Source organism: Cohnella faecalis (assembly GCF_003570905.1).
Lineage (GTDB): Bacteria > Bacillota > Bacilli > Paenibacillales > Paenibacillaceae > Cohnella > Cohnella faecalis.
In genome coordinates, this window is record NZ_QXJM01000042.1 from 69,797 (window position 1) to 89,524 (window position 19,728).

11 protein-coding genes are annotated in these 19,728 nt (G+C 52.8%); 4 read left to right on the forward strand and 7 right to left on the reverse strand.

Features of this window, described 5'->3' with window-relative positions; translation table 11 throughout:
* Positions 1 to 4: 4 nt before the first annotated feature.
* Positions 5 to 1,621: an FAD-dependent oxidoreductase gene (locus D3H35_RS25700; RefSeq protein ID WP_119152012.1), complete on the forward strand. Its 1,617-nt coding sequence runs from the start codon at positions 5 to 7 to the stop codon at positions 1,619 to 1,621.
* A 176-nt stretch (positions 1,622 to 1,797) separates the two neighbouring features.
* Entirely contained in the window at positions 1,798 to 3,741 is a 1,944-nt protein-coding gene (locus D3H35_RS25705) for an ABC-F family ATP-binding cassette domain-containing protein (protein WP_119152013.1), read from the forward strand.
* 747 nt (positions 3,742 to 4,488) lie between these two features.
* On the opposite strand, the gene D3H35_RS25710 is transcribed toward D3H35_RS25705, so the two are convergent.
* From D3H35_RS25710 to D3H35_RS25720, 3 genes are read right to left on the reverse strand one after another with little or no spacing between them, the layout of a single operon-like run.
* Positions 4,489 to 5,211, reverse strand: coding sequence for an amino acid ABC transporter ATP-binding protein (locus tag D3H35_RS25710; RefSeq protein ID WP_119152014.1), 723 nt, complete (start codon positions 5,209 to 5,211; stop codon positions 4,489 to 4,491).
* On the reverse strand, positions 5,204 to 5,875 hold the full coding sequence (locus tag D3H35_RS25715) for an amino acid ABC transporter permease (protein WP_119152015.1): 672 nt from the start codon (positions 5,873 to 5,875) through the stop codon (positions 5,204 to 5,206). Before D3H35_RS25715 ends, D3H35_RS25710 begins: the two co-directional genes overlap by 8 nt.
* 47 nt (positions 5,876 to 5,922) lie before the next feature.
* Complete coding sequence (locus tag D3H35_RS25720) at positions 5,923 to 6,777, reverse strand: ABC transporter substrate-binding protein (protein ID WP_119152049.1); 855 nt, start codon at positions 6,775 to 6,777, stop codon at positions 5,923 to 5,925.
* A 157-nt stretch (positions 6,778 to 6,934) separates the two neighbouring features.
* On the opposite strand from D3H35_RS25720, the gene D3H35_RS25725 reads away from it, so the two are divergent.
* Together D3H35_RS25725 and D3H35_RS25730 are read left to right on the forward strand one after the other, a co-directional pair.
* Positions 6,935 to 8,113, forward strand: coding sequence for a M20 family metallopeptidase (locus D3H35_RS25725; RefSeq protein WP_119152016.1), 1,179 nt, complete (start codon positions 6,935 to 6,937; stop codon positions 8,111 to 8,113).
* Between the two features lie 1,221 nt (positions 8,114 to 9,334).
* Positions 9,335 to 11,074, forward strand: coding sequence for a methyl-accepting chemotaxis protein (locus D3H35_RS25730; RefSeq protein WP_119152017.1), 1,740 nt, complete (start codon positions 9,335 to 9,337; stop codon positions 11,072 to 11,074).
* Between the two features lie 61 nt (positions 11,075 to 11,135).
* On the opposite strand, the gene D3H35_RS25735 is transcribed toward D3H35_RS25730, so the two are convergent.
* The 4 genes from D3H35_RS25735 to groES all read right to left on the reverse strand — a co-directional run bounded on the left by D3H35_RS25735 (position 11,136) and on the right by groES (position 19,577).
* Positions 11,136 to 12,704, reverse strand: coding sequence for an S-layer homology domain-containing protein (locus D3H35_RS25735; protein ID WP_119152018.1), 1,569 nt, complete (start codon positions 12,702 to 12,704; stop codon positions 11,136 to 11,138).
* Between the two features lie 5 nt (positions 12,705 to 12,709).
* Positions 12,710 to 17,248 carry an alpha-amylase family glycosyl hydrolase gene (locus D3H35_RS25740; protein ID WP_119152019.1) on the reverse strand — a complete coding sequence of 1,513 codons (4,539 nt, stop codon included), beginning with the start codon at positions 17,246 to 17,248 and terminating at the stop codon, positions 12,710 to 12,712.
* A 361-nt stretch (positions 17,249 to 17,609) separates the two neighbouring features.
* Positions 17,610 to 19,244 (reverse strand): chaperonin GroEL, encoded by a 1,635-nt coding sequence (gene groL / locus D3H35_RS25745; protein WP_119152020.1) that lies wholly within the window; start codon positions 19,242 to 19,244, stop codon positions 17,610 to 17,612.
* Between the two features lie 48 nt (positions 19,245 to 19,292).
* Complete coding sequence (gene groES / locus D3H35_RS25750) at positions 19,293 to 19,577, reverse strand: co-chaperone GroES (protein ID WP_119152021.1); 285 nt, start codon at positions 19,575 to 19,577, stop codon at positions 19,293 to 19,295.
* Positions 19,578 to 19,728 lie beyond the last annotated feature (151 nt).

Consider the following 19,728-nt stretch of genomic DNA (forward strand, 5'->3'; position numbering starts at 1 on the left):
CCACTTGCCGCTCGTCACTTCTACTCCTGCCAAGGCACTTCGGCTAATCGCCGTAGTGCCTTCTCTTCTCGCTCTTCTTCTTGGATGCAGCGCCAACTCTACTTCTACTAAAGCTATACCGCCTATTAAAGCCGTCGACAACCTGGCGCAAAAAAAGACGATCGTTTCTTCTCCTAACTCGCCTTCTCCAAGCTTGGTTCCACGCCAAAGTCCAAGCCCCGTTCCGATTCCGACCGAAAAAGCGGACGTCGTGCTGATCGGCAGCGAACTCGAAGGAATGTATCTGGCCCGTGCTGCGGCCGACGAAGGCCTCGTCGTGAAGACGATCGATCCCCGCGACCAGCCGGGCGGACAGCTGCTTCAAGCGGAGATGCAGTTTCTGGACGCTGTCGTCGACAACGGCGGCAAAGGCAAGCTCATTGCCCAGGGACGCGTCAAGGAATTAATTACAGGCTTCCGCAAAGGTACCATCCGCAAGCCGTCCGAATTTACCGCCTATTACAACAAGCTTGTCCAAGGCATTCCTATCGAATCGGGAATTCAAATTCAAGATGTCGAGAGAGTGCCCGGCCTTCGCGGAGAATCGAAAATCGACAGCGTAACCTACAAGTCGAAGAACGGCTCCCTTCATCGAATCGAAGCGGACTACTGGGTGGAGAATACCGATTACGCTGCGCTGGTCGGTAAGCTCGGAGTGGAAAGACAGCCGGGGCTGGAAGCTTTTTTTGGCGCGAAGCAAGTGGAGTATATGAGCGCGGGACTCATGATGAAGTTCAAGAACGTCGATTGGGACGCCTTCCAGAAGCACGGCTATACGACCGTAGACGCCAACTATGGAGTCGGAGTGGTCGACGTTACGAAAAGGTACGTTTCGTCGAACGACCGCGTCTTCCTGCGCGGACTGAATGCCGTGAATCAGCGTGACGGCGAGGTGCTGGTCAACGCTCTGCTCGTCTATCAGATCGATCCTTCCGACGAGCGGTCGATAGAAGAAGGAATGGCGCTCGGGCGTCAAGAAACGGAGCTCGTGCTGCAGCATTTCCGGCAGAGCATGGCCGGCTGGGAGCACGCGGAGTTGAACGGGTTTCCCCATTCCTTGTATATTCGCGAATACAACCACTACAATGCCGACTACAACCTGCAAGTATCCGATATGCTGAGCGGTCATATGTTCTTCGACAACGTTAGCATTGCCGGTTACCCTCTCGATCTTCAAGGACTGCGGCATGCCAAATGGGGGACGGAGATGGGACGGCCGGACAAATACGGCATGCCGCTGCGAAGCTTCTTGCTCAAACGTTACGAAAATGTCATTCTCGCAGGCAAAAACGTAGGAACGACCGCAATCGCATACGGGAGCGCCCGAATTCAGCAGAACACCTCTATCGCTGCGGAGTCCATCGGAGCCATTATCGGTCATCTGCGCGGCGCCAAAAAGCTGAAAGAGCTGCAAGCCGGGGATTGGCCGGAGCTGCATCGCTTTTTGAACGCGAACTACCATATCAAGCTTTCGGGAATCGTTGCCAAAAACAAGCTTGCCGGCTGGACGACGGAGGAAATCGACCGGTTAAACGAAGGTAAAATCAACTATACGATTTTCGAGCGTACCGGCAAGAAGTAGCTTCCGGGTAACCTCGACAATAAAGAGAACGACTCCTTCCATGCCGACTTGACCGGAACGGACGTCGTTCTTTTTGCATTCGGCCGCTCCTCCGCGCCTGCACGGTTGTGGTATGATACGAGAGGGCCTGTCACCGCGCTAGCCCGATCATTTTCCGGAAAAGTAGGTATCTCATTATGCATTTGTTATCCGTTCAACATATATCCAAAAGCTATGGAGACAAAATTCTGTTCGACGACGTAACCTTCGGCATAGAGGAAGGCGAAAAAATCGGCGTCATCGGCGTAAACGGAACGGGGAAGTCCACGCTTCTCAAAGTGGTGGCTGGCATCGATCAGCCGGATTCCGGCTCCATCGCGGTCGGGCGAAGCGTCCGTATCCGCATGCTTGCGCAAGACCCGGCGTTTGCGCCCGGCGAAACGGCTCTGGAGCATGTGCTCGGCGGCGATTCTCCGCAGCTGGACGCCGTTCGCGAGCATGCTGCCGCTGCGGCGGCGCTGGAATTGAAGCCGGCGGACGAAGCGCTTCAGCAGAGGCTGATCGCCGCAGGGCTGCGAATGGACGAGCTTGACGCATGGGGAATGGAGAGCGAGGCACGAACGGCGTTAGGTAAGCTCGGCATCGCCGACTTTGACTCACCGGTCGGAACCTTCTCCGGCGGGCAACGCAAGCGGGTAGCCATGGCTGCCGCGCTGCTGCAGCCTTCCGACCTGCTCATCCTGGATGAGCCGACCAACCATATCGACAATGAATCGGTCGCCTGGCTCGAAAGCATGCTCCAAAAGCGCCGCGGCGCTCTGCTCATGATTACGCACGACCGCTATTTTCTCGATCGGGTCAGCAACCGGGTGCTCGAATTGGATCAAGGACGCGCCTATTTCTATGAGGCGAACTACAGCCGGTTTCTGGAGCTGAAGCTGGAGCGTGAGGAACGGGAAGCCTCCTCCGAGGCCAAACGCAAAAATCTGCTGCGCAACGAGTTGGCGTGGATTCGCCGGGGCGCCCAAGCCCGCTCGACGAAGCAGAAAGCGCGGATCGACCGGTACGAGGCGTTAAAGGAGCAAGGACCGAAGGCGTCCGCGGGCAAGCTTGACGTCTCCGTAGCCTCCTCCAGGCTCGGCAAAAAGATTCTCGAAATCGACGGCTTAACGAAACGGCTGGGCGGAAAAACGCTCATTCGGAACTTCAGCTATATCGCCGTTCCGGAAGATCGGATCGGAATCGTCGGACGGAACGGGAGCGGCAAATCGACTCTCCTCAATCTCATCGCGGGAAGACTGAACCCGGACGAGGGCAGCGTCGAACCGGGACCTACCGTGAAGCTGGGATGGTTCTCGCAGGAGCACGAAGAGATGGACGAGTCGCTTCGCGTCATCGAATACATTCGCGAAGGAGCCGATCAGGTCAAGACGGCCGACGGTACGACCGTATCCGCGGGACAAATGCTGGAGCGATTCCTTTTTCCTCCATCCGTTCAATGGTCGGTCATCTCCAAGCTGTCAGGCGGAGAAAAGCGACGGCTTCAATTGCTCAGAGTGCTTATGAGCGCTCCCAACGTACTGCTCCTCGACGAGCCGACCAACGACCTGGACATCTCGACGTTGGCCGTTCTGGAGGATTACTTGGACGAATTTCCCGGCGTCGTCATTACCGTCTCTCATGATCGATATTTTCTCGACCGGACGGCGGAACGGATCTTGGCCTTTGAAGGCGACGGCGTCATCGTTCAGTATGTCGGCAACTACACCGAGTATCGCGAATTCGCCGACCGGCGGGACCGGACCGGAGCGACGACGAGCGACGGCGGATCTTCGACGAAGCTTTCGTCGGCGGCCCCGGCTTCCAAACCGGAAGGGGGCGGAAACGGTAAAGACCGTCCGACGAAAATGTCCTATAAGGATCAAAAGGATTTCGAGCAAATCGACGGCTGGATTGCAGATGCCGAGGAACGTTTGAAGGCCGTAGCCGGCAATATGGAGGCTGCGAGCAGCGATTCGATGCGTCTGCAGGAGCTGATGGCGGAGCAAAGCAAGCTGGAGGAGCAACTCGAAAGTTTGCTCGAGCGCTGGACGGAGCTGAACGAGCTGGCCGAGCAGATCGCTGCTAACAAGCGGGGATAGCGGCCTCTGAAAGGGCTGGCTCACTTACGGGCCAGCCCTTTCGCGTTCGACCACACTTCTCGCCGAAAGTATGGTACCTCGTACCACTGTTGCGCTCTCGATCACACTTCTCGCCGAAAGTATGGTACCTCGTCCCACTGTTGGGCGCTCGATCACACTTCTCGCCGATTGTATGGTAGCTCGTACCACTGTTGCGCTCTCGACCACACTTCTCGCCGAATGTATGGTACCTCGTCCCACTGTTGGGCGCTCGATCACACTTCCCGCCGATTGTATGGTACCTCGTCCCACTGTTGCGCTCTCGATCACACTTCTCGCCGAAAGTATGGTACCTCGTCCCACTGTTGCGCTCTCGACCACACTTCTCGCCGAATGTATGGTACCTCGTCCCACTGTTGCGCTCTCGATCACACTTCTCGCCGAAAGTATGGTACCTCGTCCCACTGTTGGGCGCTCGATCACACTTCTCGCCGATTGTATGGTAGCTCGTCCCACTGTTGCGCTCTCGACCGCACTTCTCGCCGATTGTATGGTACCTCGTACCACTGTTGCGCTCTCGACCACACTTCTCGCCGATTGTATGGTAGCTCGTCCCACTGTTGCGCTCTCATTCACACTTCTCGCCAAATGTATGGTACCTCGTCCCACTGTTGCGCTCTCGATCACACTTCTCGCCGAATGTATGGTAGCTCGTCCCACTGTTGCTCGGAGTGGACGAATCTATAAGAGACGGACAACGGCAGACGATTACAGCACTTTGCTCAAAAATTCTTTCGTGCGCGGATGCTTCGGATTCGCGAACACTTCGCGGGGATCGCCTTGCTCGACAATGACTCCGCCGTCGACGAACAGCAGCCGGTCGCCGACCTCGCGGGCGAAGCCCATCTCATGGGTGACGATAACCATCGTCATCCCATCCTTCGCCAACGACTTCATGACATCGAGCACCTCCCCGACCATTTCGGGATCGAGAGCCGATGTCGGTTCGTCGAACAGCATAACGTGCGGCTTCATCGCAAGCGCCCGGGCAATCGCGACCCGTTGCTTCTGGCCGCCGGAAAGCCGACTCGGATACGTGCCGCTCTTCTCCTCCAGCCCAACCCGGCGAAGAAGCGCAAGACCGTCTCTCTCTGCTTCCGCTCTTGGCAGCTTTCTTACTTTTATCGGTGCGATCGTCACATTCTCCAGCACCGTCATGTGAGGAAACAGATTGAACTGCTGAAACACCATTCCCATGCTTTGCCGCAAAGCGTCGATTGGGACACCGCTTTCGGTAATCGGCTTGCCTTCGAACTCGATGGCTCCGTCCGTCGGCGTCTCGAGAAGATTGAGACACCGGAGGAATGTGCTCTTGCCCGAGCCGCTCGGTCCGATGACGACAACCACCTCGCCCTTGCTAATATCCGCATCGATTCCGTTTAGAACGACGTGCTTTCCGTATGCTTTTTTTAGGCCGCTCACTTTAATCACTCGCCCTCAGCCTCCTCTCTCCGATGCCCAGCAGCTTCGACATCGTGAAGGTGAGCACGAAGTAAATACCGCCCGCGATCAGCAGCGGCTCCAGTGAAGTGAAAGTCGCCGCGCGAATGGCATTCGCCTGGTAGATAAGCTCCCCTACCCCGATAACGGAGAGAATGGAGGACTCCTTCACAATGACAATCAGCTCGTTGCCTATGGCGGGAAGCACATTCTTGAACGCTTGCGGAAGAATGATCAGCCTTAGCGTCATCCCTCCCGACATACCGAGCGACCGCGCCGCCTCCATCTGGCCCTTGTCCACTCCTTGAATGCCTGCGCGCATGATCTCGGCAATATAGGCCGCGCTGTTGACGATCAAGGTGAGCGCCGCAGCGGAAAAGGCGCTAATGTCGATGCCGACGAAAATCGGCAATCCATAATAAAACAGCAGCAGCTGCAAAAGCAGCGGAGTTCCGCGTATGACCTCGACGTAGACGCTGCCTACGAATCGGACCGGCCAGAGCTTCGACAGCCTCAGAAGAGATAGCAGCGTTCCGAAGATGAGACCTCCGATAACCGCTGCTACGGATACCGCCAGCGTCATTTTGACCCCTGTCCAAAAATAGGATCCGTACTCCTCCATGAAAGACCAGTTCCACGTATATTTCAAAAGCATGACAGATTTCCTTCCTTCAAGCTTGATCTTATGCGATCAAACGGTCATTACTTCTCGGCAAGCTCCGTCATTTCGGATACCCATTTGTCAATCGTTTTGTCCGCCGTCAAGCGGTCCAGCGTTTTCTGAATTTCCGCGAGCAAGCCGGCTTCTCCTTTGGCGACCGCCACCGCAGATCCGCCGGATTCATATTTGGGCGTAATGTCCGTGAGGGCCAGATCGGGGTTGTTCGCCACGTAGCCTTGAGCAACGGGAAGCTCGACGATCAGCGCATCGACTTTCCTGGACTTCAGCTCCAAGACGAGTTCCGTCGTTTTGCCGAGCGACTTTACTTTGGCGTCTTTGATTCCTTTGGCGATCTTCTCCTGGGTGGAGCCGGTCTGTACGCCGATTGCCTTGTTTTCGAGATCGGCCAGCGTCTTGAATTTATCCTTGTCCTCTGAACGGACGAACACAGCTTGCACTGCTTCGTAATAATTTTTGGAGAAGTCGACGACTTTAGCCCGTTCACTATCCGGAGTCATGCCCGCGAGAACGAAATCGATACGGCCGATCTTTAGCTCGTTGAGCAGATTGTCGAAGCTCATGTCCTTGATTTCAAGCTCGACTCCGAAATCTTTCGCGATCTCCTTGGCAATCTCGATATCGAAGCCGACGATCTGATCTTTGCCGCCGACGTTTTTATGAAATTCGTACGGAGCGTATTCGGCGCTCGTTCCAAGGATGATTTTGCCCGCCGACTTGATATCCGCCAGCTTTCCCGTCGCCGTTTTGCCAGGGCTGGACGGAACGGTTGCAGATGGAGCCGCCGCTCCTCCGTTGCCGTTATTATTTTTATTTCCGCAGGCCGTCAAAGCCAGCGTCAGCGCGATCGCCAGAACGGCGATGAATCCTTTTTTCATGTTTTCCACTCCTGTTTGGTCTATTTTGAGCGATTGCGTTCTAATCAACGCGGTCTTCTTCGGCTGCTGGTGTTATCTTCCTGCCGCTGAATCGACTTGATTCCTTGGGCGCGGAACACTACGATGAGTAATAAGAACAATTAAAAGGAGTTTACCCATGTCTGCATCAAAATCAATCGTCCGCTCCGCCATTTCAGGCTATGCGCCGCGTTTGAAAGAGATTGCGGCTTTCATAGGCGCGAATCCCGAGCTAGGCCATGAAGAAAAGCAAGCCTCGGCTCTGCTGGCCTCCGAGCTTGAAGGTCTCGGCTTTATTGTAGAGCGAGGTACGCTCGGATTATCGACCGCCTTCGTAGCGGAATACCGTTCGGCGAAGCCAGGCCCGATTGTGGCGCTGCTTGCGGAATACGACGCTCTTCCCGAAATCGGCCATGCCTGCGGCCATCATCTGATCTGCACGATGGCGCTCGGCGCAGCGGCCGGCGTCAAGGCGGTCATCGACGAGACGGGCGGAACCGTGCGCGTATACGGCACTCCCGCCGAAGAAACGAAGGGAGCCAAAGTCGACATGGCCACCGCCGGATTATTCGACGATTGCGACGCAGCTTTAATGGCTCACCCTTTCCATGTGTTCGAAAAATCTGGATTATCTCTGGCAATGGACGCCTGGCAGTTCGAGTTTCACGGCAAAGCCGCACACGCCGCCGCCCATCCGCACCTCGGAATCAATGCGCTGGACGCCGTTATTCAGCTGTTCAACTCCGTTAACGCTATGAGACAGCAGACTCGCAGCGACGCTCGTATTCATGGCATCGTCTCTTCCGGCGGCGAAGCTCCGAATATTATTCCCGATTATGCGGCTGCGCAATTTTACGTTCGGTCTTTGGATCGCCGCTACACGAACGAGCTGTCGCAAAGGGTCGTCGCCTGCGCCGAAGCCGCCGCGCTCGCAACCGGCTGCACGGTGACGAAGAGCAACTACGAATATTCGTATGACGAGCTTCGGACGAACGAGCCTTTGTCCGAGGCGTTCACCTCCAATCTCATCGAAGCCGGTATACCCGCCGACGACATTCTGACGGGACACGATCACGGCTCTCTCGATCTAGGCAACGTCTCCTTGCGCTGTCCGGCAATCCATCCTTATATCCAAGTCGTCGAGCAGCCCTATCAATTGCACACGATCGAATTTCGAGATGCCGCACAGTTGGAGCGGGCATACGAGGGTATGGCTTTCGGAGCGACGATGCTGGCGTTCACGGCATTCGACCTCCTTTCGGACGAGGAGCTGCTGAAGCGCGTTCGGACCGCTTTCGAAGCCGGACGACGAGTGTGAAGAGCCGCTGACGCTGGCGAGAACTTCTTATTTGCAGCAAAGACGAGACTGTCCTTAAAGTGTCTGCAAAGACCATAGGGAGTGACTGCGAGCGCAACAGTGGTACGAGGTACCGTTCATTCGGCGAGAAGTGTGACTGAGAGCGCAACAGTGGGACGAGGTACCGTACATTCGGCGGGAAGTATGACTGAGAGCGCATCAGTGGTACGGGGTACCGTACATTCGGCGGGAAGTGTGACTGAGAGCGCATCAATGGTACGGGGTACCGTACATTCGACGGGAAGTGTGACTGAGAGCGCATCAGTGGGACGAGGTACCGTACATTCGGCGGGAAGTATGACTGAGAGCGCATCAGTGGTACGGGGTACCGTACATTCGGCGGGAAGTGTGACTGAGAGCGCATCAGTGGGACGAGGTACCGTACATTCGGCGGGAAGTATGACTGAGAGCGCATCAGTGGTACGGGGTACCGTACATTCGGCGGGAAGTATGACTGAGAGCGCATCAGTGGTACGGGGTACCGTACATTCGGCGGGAAGTGTGACTGAGAGCGCATCAATGGTACGGGGTACCGTACATTCGACGGGAAGTGTGACTGAGAGCGCATCAATGGTACGGGGTACCGTACATTCGGCGGGAAGTGGGGACGAGCGCTCAACAGTGGGACGAGGTACCGTACATTCGACGGGAAGTGTGACTGAGAGCGCAACAGTGGGACGAGGTACCGTACATTCGGCGGGAAGTATGACTGAGAGCGCATCAGTGGTACGGGGTACCGTACATTCGGCGGGAAGTATGACTGAGAGCGCATCAGTGGTACGGGGTACCGTACATTCGGCGGGAAGTATGCTTGAACGATAAAGGGGTGTCCCAAAAGGTCATAAAATTGACCTAAGGGACTGCCCCTTCTTTTTTTCGTTCAGGAATTCAATATGCTACGAACCAATCGTGCGCCAATATCCCAGTGAGATCGAAACCAGTCAAAATTACTTTTGAGACAGCACCGTTTACTGTTTTTGGGCGCTTTACGATAACGAAAATGCCGTTCTTAAATCCTTATCGCCAATTTGCTTAGTATTCTCTTAATATTTACACGATATCTTTTCTAACATTTCCCATTCAATATATGACTTGAAGTTCTACATTTACGACATTTTTGTCCGATAATGTAGATCGTCAACGAAAAGAACTTTCTCCATACAAACCCAAAGGGAGCCGAAAATGAACATGCGCCATCTTTCCGTCAAAGCGAAGCTATTATTGATGCTGATTGTCCCGTTGCTTCTTTTTGCAACGACCTCCGTCTATTTGCTTACTCTTAATTCCTCGAACATCAACCATTTGTCCGACACCTTGTTCGAGACGGGCAATCGCTCCTCAAGCCTCGTGTTGAACGCGGATCGCGATATGTACCAAGCATTGACGAGTTATATGACGGCCATTTCGGAATCGTCCGACGATAAGAAAAGAGACGCGGCCGTCAAGGATTTCCAGGAAAACGTCGGCCAAGTAAATGACCGTTTGCAGCAAGCCATAACGATCGTGCACGATCAGGGCTTAGGCGACCGGGCACATCCCGACAGCGGCAAGTCGCTTGAGCAGATCGCTACGGAAGTGCGCAAGGAATTCGACGCTTGGGCGAAGCTTGCGAACAGCCACCTCGAGAATATGCAGAACATAACGCCGGAAGGCGAGGACAAGTTCGGTGCCAGCTTCAACAGCGCCCGCGATAACGTAAATCAATTCGGCGAAATTATCGATAGCTACTCCGAAGACATCATTGACGAAGCCAATGCCGACAAGAAAAAAACGAACCTTATTACCTACTCCTCCTTAATAGTCGAGTGGATCGTACTGCTGACCGCTGGCGCATTGCTTATCCGGCAAATCAGCCGAACGGTTCATAACGTAATGAACAAAACGCGGCGCGTGTCCGAAGGCTTTCTGGACGTGCCCCAGCAGACGAAGTATTCCAACGATGAGCTCGGGCGAATTCAACAATCCATCGATAGTATGATCGGAAGGATGAGGGAATTGATCGGCAGCATTGCCGACAATACCCGCTCGGTCGCCGCCGCTTCGGACGAGCTTCACGCCAGCGCGAACGAATCTTCGCTTGCAGCCGGTCACGTCGCCGAAAACATTCAAGAGGTGACCTCCCTCGTTGAAGCTCAATCGAACATTACGGCGGAAGCGAGCAAAGCAATGGAAGAGATGGCTATCGGCGTGCAGCGAATCGCGGAAAGTACCGGAATCATCTCCGAGCACGCTTCGGATACGAACGGGCAAGCCGACTACGGCAACGAGCTGCTGATCAAATTGCGCGGGCAATTGGACGAGATGAGCCGTTCGATCATCAACATGAGCCGAAGCGTCTTTGTCCTTAACGAAAAATCCGAACGCATCGGAGCGATCACGGAGAAAATAACCGGATTCGCCAACCAGACCGGCATTCTCTCCTTGAACGCCTCCATCGAAGCGGCCAGAGCCGGCGAGCATGGACGAGGCTTCGCCGTTGTCGCGGGGGAAATCCGCAAGCTCGCGGCGAGCTCTCTCGAATCGGCCAATACGATTAACGACCTGATCGCGGATACTCGTACCGAAATCGGCAACGCCTCCGCGTATATGAAGTCAACCGTGTCTCAAGCCGAGAAGGGAACGGCCTTCATGGAGGAAGTAGCCGACGGATTCCAAGCCATCGCGGCTTCCATTAAACAAGTGGCCTCGCAAATTCACGACACCTCCGCCGTCACGGAACAAATGTCCGCCAGCTCGGAGGAAGTCTCCGCAAGCATGGAGCAATCCACTTCCTCCGTACGGGAGGTCGCGAGCAAAGCGGAGACCGTCGCGGCGGCAACCGAGGAGCAGCTTGCCCTCGTAGAGAACATCGCCCACTCCGCCGAGCAATTGCAGGAAGTCGTTCGCAATCTGAACAAGGCTGTTCATTATTTTAAGCTGTAGGAAAAGCGGTAGATTACCCGCAAAAAAACGCTGCCCTCACGTGAGAGCAGCGTTTTTTCTCTTATTTCGTCGAACCCGCGTAATCCAGCATTCTGCGAATAACCGCGGCCGATTCCGCACGACTAGCATTCGCTGCCGGAAGCAGCTTGGAATCCGCGTTGCCGAGCAAGATATTCGCTTGCAGGCTAATTTGCATCGCCTCAAGCGCCCACTTGCTTACGTTACCCCGATCTCCGAACTTGTTCAGCAAGCCGTCTGCAACAGTCGTTGCCTTAGCTTGCTTCTCCAGAGCGCGAGCGATCATAACCGCCATCTCTTCCCGGGTAATAAGCCCTTCCGGTTTGAAATGCGCGGCATCTTTGCCGCTAATCAGCTTTGCTTCATAAGCAGCCGCTACAGCGCCGGCATACCACTTATCGGAAGCAACGTCGGCGAAGGGAGATTTCGCAACGCCAGACGCTTTCAATTCGAGCGCACGCACCAGGAAGGCGGCAAACTCAGCCCGTGTAACCTGGCCTTTCGGATCGAACGTCGACTCTGTCTTGCCGTACACGATATGCTTGGCCGCCATTACTTGAATGTCGCGTGCCGCCCAGAACCCTGCCGTCACATCCGTGAAGGACTTTTTGTATTCCAAAACCGCATAAATGCTGAAATGGCTGATCTTCGCCAGCATTTGGCCGTTCTGGATCTTACCGCCAATATACTCCAATGTACCGTCATTGGCAATGAAATATACGCCAAGGAGAGCTTGGTCGGCATCAGCGTCGATCGCGAATGCTATTTCGAGCGGTTCTTCGAAAGAGGTGATCGTTTTTTCTTCCCCGTTCGGCATCTTGACGGTCAACTTAAATTCGTAAACGGAGCCGGCTGCGTTAAGCCCCGATTTGTCGCCGCTTGCCGCTTTCTCAAGCAACGAATCGGACTGCTGCTTAGGCAAAGTTGAGACCGTTAACGAGATCTCGGATGTCGCTTGAACGTCCGCAGGCACCGCACCTTGCAAGATAACGAGTACAGAATGCGGGATGACGATCGTCAGCTTGTCCGACTTCAATTCGAGCGAGTTATCACCGATGATGTCCGCCGTATTTGCAGGCAGCACTACCTTCGCACTGCCATTCGATCCGCCGATCGTTCCTTGGGGAATCGTAATTGAAACTTTACCGGCTGAAGGGTTTCCTTTCAGATCATCCTTGGTGAGGTTGACAACCCCTGGTTCAGGGGTTGTTCCTCCTCCTCCTCCAGAAGATACAGGCGGCGTTGTCGTGCCAGCGGTATACGTGAACGAGGTTACCGCCTGCTCCTCCTTCGAGATGCCGCTTCCGCCTACTACTACACCGTACTGACCTTCTCGCGCGGTCGAGCTCAGTGTGTACACGAACTGATAGCTGCCGTTCGCCAAGCTCGTCGTCTGGTTAACGTACAGTTGTTCATTCTGAGGACCTTGTACCTTTACGGTTACTTGCTGCCCGGCCCCCGAAGAAATTTGCCCGCTAATTTTTACTTCCCGGGTTTTGTTATCGATTTGCGCCGATGCTGTAATTGCCGGTCCCGTGGCGAATGCTGCGGGAGCGAGCAATGAAGCAATCACTCCAATCGTCAGTAGAAACGCTAATACTTTTTTAGTCATTCTGATTACCCCGCTTGTGGAAACGTGATTTTATTGGAGAGGGGTTGCATGCCGTCCAAAGTATCCCATACGAATACTTCAATATAATAGCCGGTCACAGTATTCGGAAGCTTAAAGCCCGCCGTCAACGTTTCCGTCCCACCGCCGCTAATGGATTTTTCGACGTATGCGGCATTCACAACGTCTCCGCCTGCGTTTTTCAACACGACGATCAAGGTCCCGTCTTCTCCGTTTACCGAATGGTTCGTAATGCCAACGGTCACCTTAATGAATCCATTGTTTGTCAACGTTGTTACTGGATCACCAGCTAAATTCTTGAACTGCGGCGTTCCTACTGTAAGAGCTTTTACAGTTGAGCCATTTTCGAGAAGGCTGCTCGATTCCGGTGCCAACTTTTCGTTAGACTGTCCAATAATACCCGAATAGCCCAATGTTGGCTCTTCGTTAAGATAGATTTTTCCGTTTAAGTGCAACGTGATCGTTTTGTTGTCAGAGCCGGTATATTCCGCCGACGCAACCGTCGCCGCCGTATTTACTAATTCGAATTGATTTGCTGCTAGAGCAACTTCGTGGTCTAACGGACGGTTAAATTGCATCGAAATTTCGGTGCCGGTAACGCTAACTGCCGCGCTGGCCAGTTCAAGTTCGTATGCAGCCGCCAGAATAAAAGTTCCGCCGTTGTCCCGCGAAGGCAGTTGAATTGTGACTTTATGATCGTTGCTCACCGTATACAATGTGTTGTTATCGTAAAGATCGGTTACTTTGATACCCGCTTCGAACGGAACTTCAATCGTGACAGTTTTTTCCGTACTCGTTGTATTCAATCCGACGAGAACATGTCTATTTTCATACGCCCGATCAAATACAAGATATCCGTCGCTGTCGCTACCCGCTACTTTTGTTCTCGTTCCTTTGGAGAACACTTTGGAATACTCCGCACGGATGTTCAACAGCTTTTTGTAGTGATCGTGCAGAGCCTGTTCTTCCGATACTTTGTCCCACGGCATGTCTTTACGATTTTCGCTAAGCTGGCCTTCTGCCAAGTTGCCGCTCTTCTTGCCTGATTGTCCCAGTTCTTCGCCGTAGTAAATGACCGGCTGTCCTTTGGACGTTATTTGTAAAGCCGCCGCGACTTTCAGCATCCCTTTGTCGCCACCCACACGATTGGACAAGAAACCGTCCTCGTCGTGGCTGCTTAGGAATTGCCCCATCGTCGTCGTATTGTCGATAAGAGCGTTGCGATGTTCTAGATACTCTTCGACTTCATTAATTTTACCGCTTTCCACGAACTGCTCTGCGCGGTCCTTGAAATCGAAATCAAGCAATGAATCCATTTGTCCGGTACGAAGCGCTCCACCGGTTGCATCAATGCTCGCTCCATAGTATTCGCCGATCATCTTGAATTCCGGATTGATTTCCGTCAAAGCGTTTTTGAAAGCTCTCCATGTCGTATCCTCAACGTGCTTGATCGTGTCGACACGGAAATAATCGATCATATCCCCTCGGTCGGTTTTCGCGCGCTCCAACCAACCAGCTTGCCAATCAATGATTTTTTCCCGCACAGCCGGGTCTTCCGTAATGAGATCCGGCAATCCGGCCAATTCGCCTTTCACTTCGTCGGTACCCGAATCAACGCCATTGGTACGGAGCATACCGCTAAACCGATCTTTATCCGCTTGCTCTACTTGATTATTCGTATCGCCCGGTTTCAAGCCGTAGCCGGTATGATTCAGTACGACGTCAACCATGACCTTAATGCCTTTGTCATGAGCCGTATCGAGCAGTTGCTTGAACGTATCCAAGTCTCCCAAATGCTCGTCGATCGTTTCGAAATTTTTAGCCCAGTAGCCGTGGTAGCCATATTGCTTGCCGCCAAATCCGACGCCTTGGTTGAAGTCGATGTTGTCAACGATAGGCGAAATCCAAATCGTATTGATACCAAGATCCTTAATGTAATCCAGCTTCTCGATCAAGCCTTTGAAGTCTCCGCCGTGATAGGCTTCCAAATTTGTCTTGTCCACATCGGCATTATTCGTACTGTCCCCGTCGAAGAAACGATCGGTCAGCAAGAAGTAAATGCGCGCCTCATCCCAATCGAAATCAAGCTTGCCGACGGATTGTCTCGGCTTCACTTGAATCGATGCCGTGCCCGTGTGCTTGTTGCCGTATTGATCAACTGCGGTAAGGGCGATCGTTTTGACCCCTGCAGAAACAGAATCCGTCACACCGATCGTACCTTTTCTCAAATCCAAATCGATCGGCATTTTCGACGTTCCTCCGAGAGTGGAGAGATCCGCGAAAATTTCCCGATATTTCAATCCTTGCAATGTTGAACTCAAGTTTACCGACAATACCGCGTTTTCATTGGAAGAAATTGCATTCGGTGCCGCTGTGGCGGTTACATTAACTTCCGGCGAACGATATTCGAACGCCGACACGCCATTAACCGTATTGCGCGGGTCGTTCTTTTCCGTAGTCGCTTCGTCTTTCGTTACCAAGAAGCTGTACGTATAGTTGCCTTCCTGAAGAGCTGGAAGCTTGTATTCAAAATACTCATTCTTAGCGTTGTACGTCATCGGGTACTCTTGTGTGTCACCATTTACTGTTACTTTTACTTTGACGCTATCGATCGTATTCATTTCGTTCTCGCCGTAGAGACCATCGTCGCGGTAATAGAACGTAACGCCGCCGTTATCAAGATAAGGGCCGTTTACGGAAGGTATGGAGTAAATCGCCAGCTCTCCGCTAGTTACGATGACTTTGGTCAGCGCTTGTTCAAGTGGCGCATCGATATAACGGTCCGCATTTACGTCCGTTTCAACCCAGTCGCCCTTTCTTACCTTAAATCCGATTCGCTTTGTTAGTGCGCCGATTTCAATCCGGGCTTTAGCCACACCATCAGCTACTGAATTAAATAAAATTTGATCGTTTTTCTTGCCTGTGCTCCACACCCATAGGTTCCAATCCGTATAGTCCTCATCAGCGCGGACGTAGGTTAAATCGATGTAACGTTTAACCGGAACAGGGGTTTGAGCGATAATGTCTAGTGCTTCGCTTTCTGAATAGTAGACATCTGGCTTGCCTTCCACGATCCAGACATCTACCGAATCTTGACCTTCAGGAATAAAGATTTCGTGTTCAAGATCCTGCTCGGTCCATTGACCCGGACGTTGAATCGTTTTGATCGAAGTATACGGCAGCTTTACTGCAACAGTGGCAAAATGGTTGGAATCAACACCTGTAAAGTCGTACTCCGTCCCTGCCATTCCCGCTCTGAAAATCCAGTTGTCCCAGTTCGTCAGTACTTGGTCCAATCTATAGTACTTAATATTGAACGTGTACAACTTGTCTGTGATGTTAATCTTCTTCTCAGCTGTTTTTCCATCGAGAGTGGCTACCACGGTCACAAAATCGTTAGCCGGCACCACATAGTCGGAGTCGACGGTTAACGTCGAGTTGGCGATCGATATTCCAGCTTTTTCCTCCTTCAACGACCATGTCGGAGTCACAGCCGCTGCATCGCCAGCTGGTCCAACCAAATCGGCTGTCAATGGAATCGAAGAGCCTTTCACAATGTCATTGGCAGAGTTGATCTTGATGCCTTGAATGATGAGAATGGAATTCGTATCAGCAATAACCGGATTCAATGGATCCGTGAAGGAGCCGTTATAGCTTCCTGACGTTATCAGAAATTTATATCCGTACTTACCTGGTTCTAATGGAAGCGTCAGACTAAAAATCCCTTCATTCTTCGTAAAAGGGAGCGGAGCATCCTTATCCCATCCATTCATATCTCCGACCAAATACAAATTGTCGCCCGTATGAGTCTTATTATTAAAAGTTACAGTTCCATCTCCATTGATAACGGGACTTTTTAGCAGTTCGCCTACAATATTGATCGATTGCGTAGCCGTGACGGTAACCGAATTAACGACGTATGTAGCCGTCACCGTAACATTACCCGGAGTGGCCTCGTTTGTCACCTTCAGCATGCCGTCTTCAATACTGACGCCTGTCTTTGGCTCGATACTCAGAGCTGCGGCATGTTTCGTATCCGTCACTCCGGTATAATAGTCCGCAGATAAAGCGGTTTCAGAATCAAGTTCAACTTCTTCAGATGCATTGAATTTGATTCCTGGAACGGAAAGGCCGGGGTTGCTGTCATTTCTTACTAGGTTAAGATCATCGCCCTTCCAGTCATTCCCTACAGAAATTCCGTATTGATACCAGCCCGCAGGAATTTCTCTGGTCAACGACCAGACGTTGTTATCCCCTTTGACAAGAGGAATCGTTTCTGCCCAGTTCTTGTAAAACGATCCTTTGACGTTAACGTTCTCATCCGCTGGCAGGGCTTGATAATTAAACGTAACCGAAGAGCCCTTCCCGTCAGCGTTAAGAGCGCCGATGACCGGGCTTTGCAGTTGCTGGACTTCTGCCCTTGCTGCGGGAGCCCCTGTGGAAAACAAGCTCACCAAGATGGCTAAAGCTAGCATTGCAGAAATAATTGGGTGTTGCATTTTCCTCATGATGCGGATCGCCTCCATGCTTCTTTTAAGATAGATTGTGCAAACGTTTGAACAAGTCCGTAAAAATAGGAAACCGAGTCAACGTTATTTTTCCGGATACTTTTGGTTCAATATCTAGTATACATGAAATTTCAAAAATATAAAGCGGTTTCATAGCACTTTTGAGACCAATACTAGTCCTTTTAAACTATTTATTTTGTCGATACGATAAGCTGTCAAAAATCGATTAGTCCTTTACGATGCTTTTTGTGCAACTGTTTATGCAACTGTTTGCGCAACTCTGTGTAACGCCAAAAAGCAAAGAAACCCGCACACGGGGGAGCTCTCCCCGGTACGGGTTCCTATCAAGCGAGGCCGTGCACAGCCCGCGCTCGGCTTCTTACATCATGTCCATGCCGCCCATGCCGCCCATGCCGCCTGGCATGCCGCCAGCCGGTTTGTCCTTCTCAGGCTTATCGGCGATGACCGCTTCGGTCGTCAGGAACATAGCTGCGACAGACGCTGCGTTCTGCAACGCGGAGCGCGTCACTTTCACCGGATCGATGATGCCGGCTTCGAACATGTTGACCCATTCGCCGGTAGAGGCGTTATAGCCGATGCCGACTTTTTCTTTTTTCAGACGGTCGACGATAACGGAGCCTTCTTGTCCCGCGTTGGCAGCGATCGTGCGGATCGGCTCTTCGAGGGAGCGAAGGATGATGTTGACGCCCGTTTTTTCGTCGCCTTCCGCATTGACTGCGGCAACAGCGCTATATACGTTAACGAGAGCCGTACCGCCGCCGGAAACGATGCCTTCTTCAACGGCAGCGCGCGTGGCGTTCAAGGCGTCTTCGATGCGGAGCTTGCGCTCTTTCAGCTCGGTTTCGGTAGCCGCGCCGACTTTGATTACCGCTACGCCGCCAGCAAGCTTCGCAAGGCGCTCTTGCAGCTTCTCGCGATCGAAGTCGGAAGTCGTGTCTTCGATTTGAGCTTTGATTTGGCTAACGCGTGCGTCGATGTCCGCTTTGTTGCCTGCGCCGTCGACGACGATTGTATTTTCTTTGTTGACGCGAACTTGACGAGCCGAACCGAGTTGAGCGACCGTAGCGGATTTCAGCTCAAGGCCGAGCTCCTCGGTAATAACCGTACCGCCGGTCAGAGCCGCGATATCTTGCAGCATCGCTTTGCGGCGATCGCCGAAGCCCGGAGCTTTGACGCCGACGCAAGTGAACGTGCCGCGAAGACGGTTGACGAGAAGCGTAGCGAGAGCTTCGCCTTCGATGTCTTCCGCGATGATAAGCAATTGCTTGCCGGATTGAACGACTTTCTCCAGCACAGGAAGAATCTCCTGGATGTTGGAAATCTTCTTGTCCGTAATCAGGATGTACGGGTTGTCGAGAACGGCTTCCATTTTGTCCGTATCCGTGATCATGTACGGGGACAGGTAGCCGCGGTCGAATTGCATACCTTCGACGACTTCCAGCTCGGTTTGGAACCCTTTGGACTCTTCAACCGTAATTACGCCGTCTTTGCCGACTTTGTCCATCGCCTCGGCGATCAATTGGCCGACTTCGTCGTCAGCCGCGGAAATAGCCGCTACTTGAGCGATGCTCGTGCTGCCTTCGACCGGCTTGGAAATCGAACGAAGCTCTTCGATTGCCGCGCGAACGGCTTTGTCGATCCCTTTGCGAACGACCATCGGGTTAGCGCCCGCGGTTACGTTTTTCAGACCTTCGCGAATCATCGCTTGAGCGAGTACGGTAGCGGTCGTCGTTCCGTCGCCGGCTACGTCGTTCGTTTTGGTAGCTACTTCTTTAACGAGCTGGGCGCCCATGTTCTCGAAAGCGTCTTCCAGTTCGATTTCTTTCGCGATCGTTACGCCGTCGTTCGTAATAAGCGGGGAGCCGAATTTTTTCTCAAGTACGACGTTGCGGCCTTTCGGTCCGAGCGTTACTTTAACGGCGTTCGCCAGGGCATCTACCCCGCGAAGCATCGCGCGGCGCGCGTCTTCGCTGAATTTGATTTCTTTAGCCATTTTAAATATACCCTCCTCAAAATATAGGTATGTCAGACGGATCCCGGATTAGCCGATGATCGCGTGGATGTCGCTTTCTTTCATAATCAAGTACTCTTTGCCCTCGTACTTGATTTCCGTGCCTGCGTATTTGGAGAACAGCACAACGTCTCCTTCTTTCACTTCAAGAGCGACGCGAACGCCGTCTTTGTTCACGGAGCCGCTGCCGACGGCAACGATTTTGCCTTCTTGCGGCTTTTCTTTTGCCGTGTCCGGCAAAACGATACCGCTGGCGGTTTTCTCTTCTTTCGCGACTGCTTCGACCAGTACGCGGTCACCCAAAGGTCTGATCATGAAAATAGCCTCCTTTTAACTCCATGTAAAGGTATGTTTTGTTTTGCTCAATTAGCACTCAACATAAGCAAGTGCTAATAACCATTTATTATGATACGGTTTTTAGCGGACGTTTTCAAGTCCTATCCTCAAAAAATCATCTTCAAAAAAC

Bases quoted from the DNA above. Each gene is read 5' to 3' on its own strand.
- D3H35_RS25715 (WP_119152015.1), bottom strand. From the start codon at position 5,875: ATGCTTTTGAAATATACGTGGAACTGGTCTTTCATGGAGGAGTACGGA.
- D3H35_RS25705 (WP_119152013.1), top strand. From the start codon at position 1,798: ATGCATTTGTTATCCGTTCAACATATATCCAAAAGCTATGGAGACAAA.
- D3H35_RS25740 (WP_119152019.1), bottom strand. From the start codon at position 17,248: ATGGAGGCGATCCGCATCATGAGGAAAATGCAACACCCAATTATTTCT.
- D3H35_RS25735 (WP_119152018.1), bottom strand. From the start codon at position 12,704: ATGACTAAAAAAGTATTAGCGTTTCTACTGACGATTGGAGTGATTGCT.
- groL (WP_119152020.1), bottom strand. From the start codon at position 19,244: ATGGCTAAAGAAATCAAATTCAGCGAAGACGCGCGCCGCGCGATGCTT.
- D3H35_RS25720 (WP_119152049.1), bottom strand. From the start codon at position 6,777: ATGAAAAAAGGATTCATCGCCGTTCTGGCGATCGCGCTGACGCTGGCT.
- groES (WP_119152021.1), bottom strand. From the start codon at position 19,577: ATGATCAGACCTTTGGGTGACCGCGTACTGGTCGAAGCAGTCGCGAAA.
- D3H35_RS25730 (WP_119152017.1), top strand. From the start codon at position 9,335: ATGAACATGCGCCATCTTTCCGTCAAAGCGAAGCTATTATTGATGCTG.
- D3H35_RS25725 (WP_119152016.1), top strand. From the start codon at position 6,935: ATGTCTGCATCAAAATCAATCGTCCGCTCCGCCATTTCAGGCTATGCG.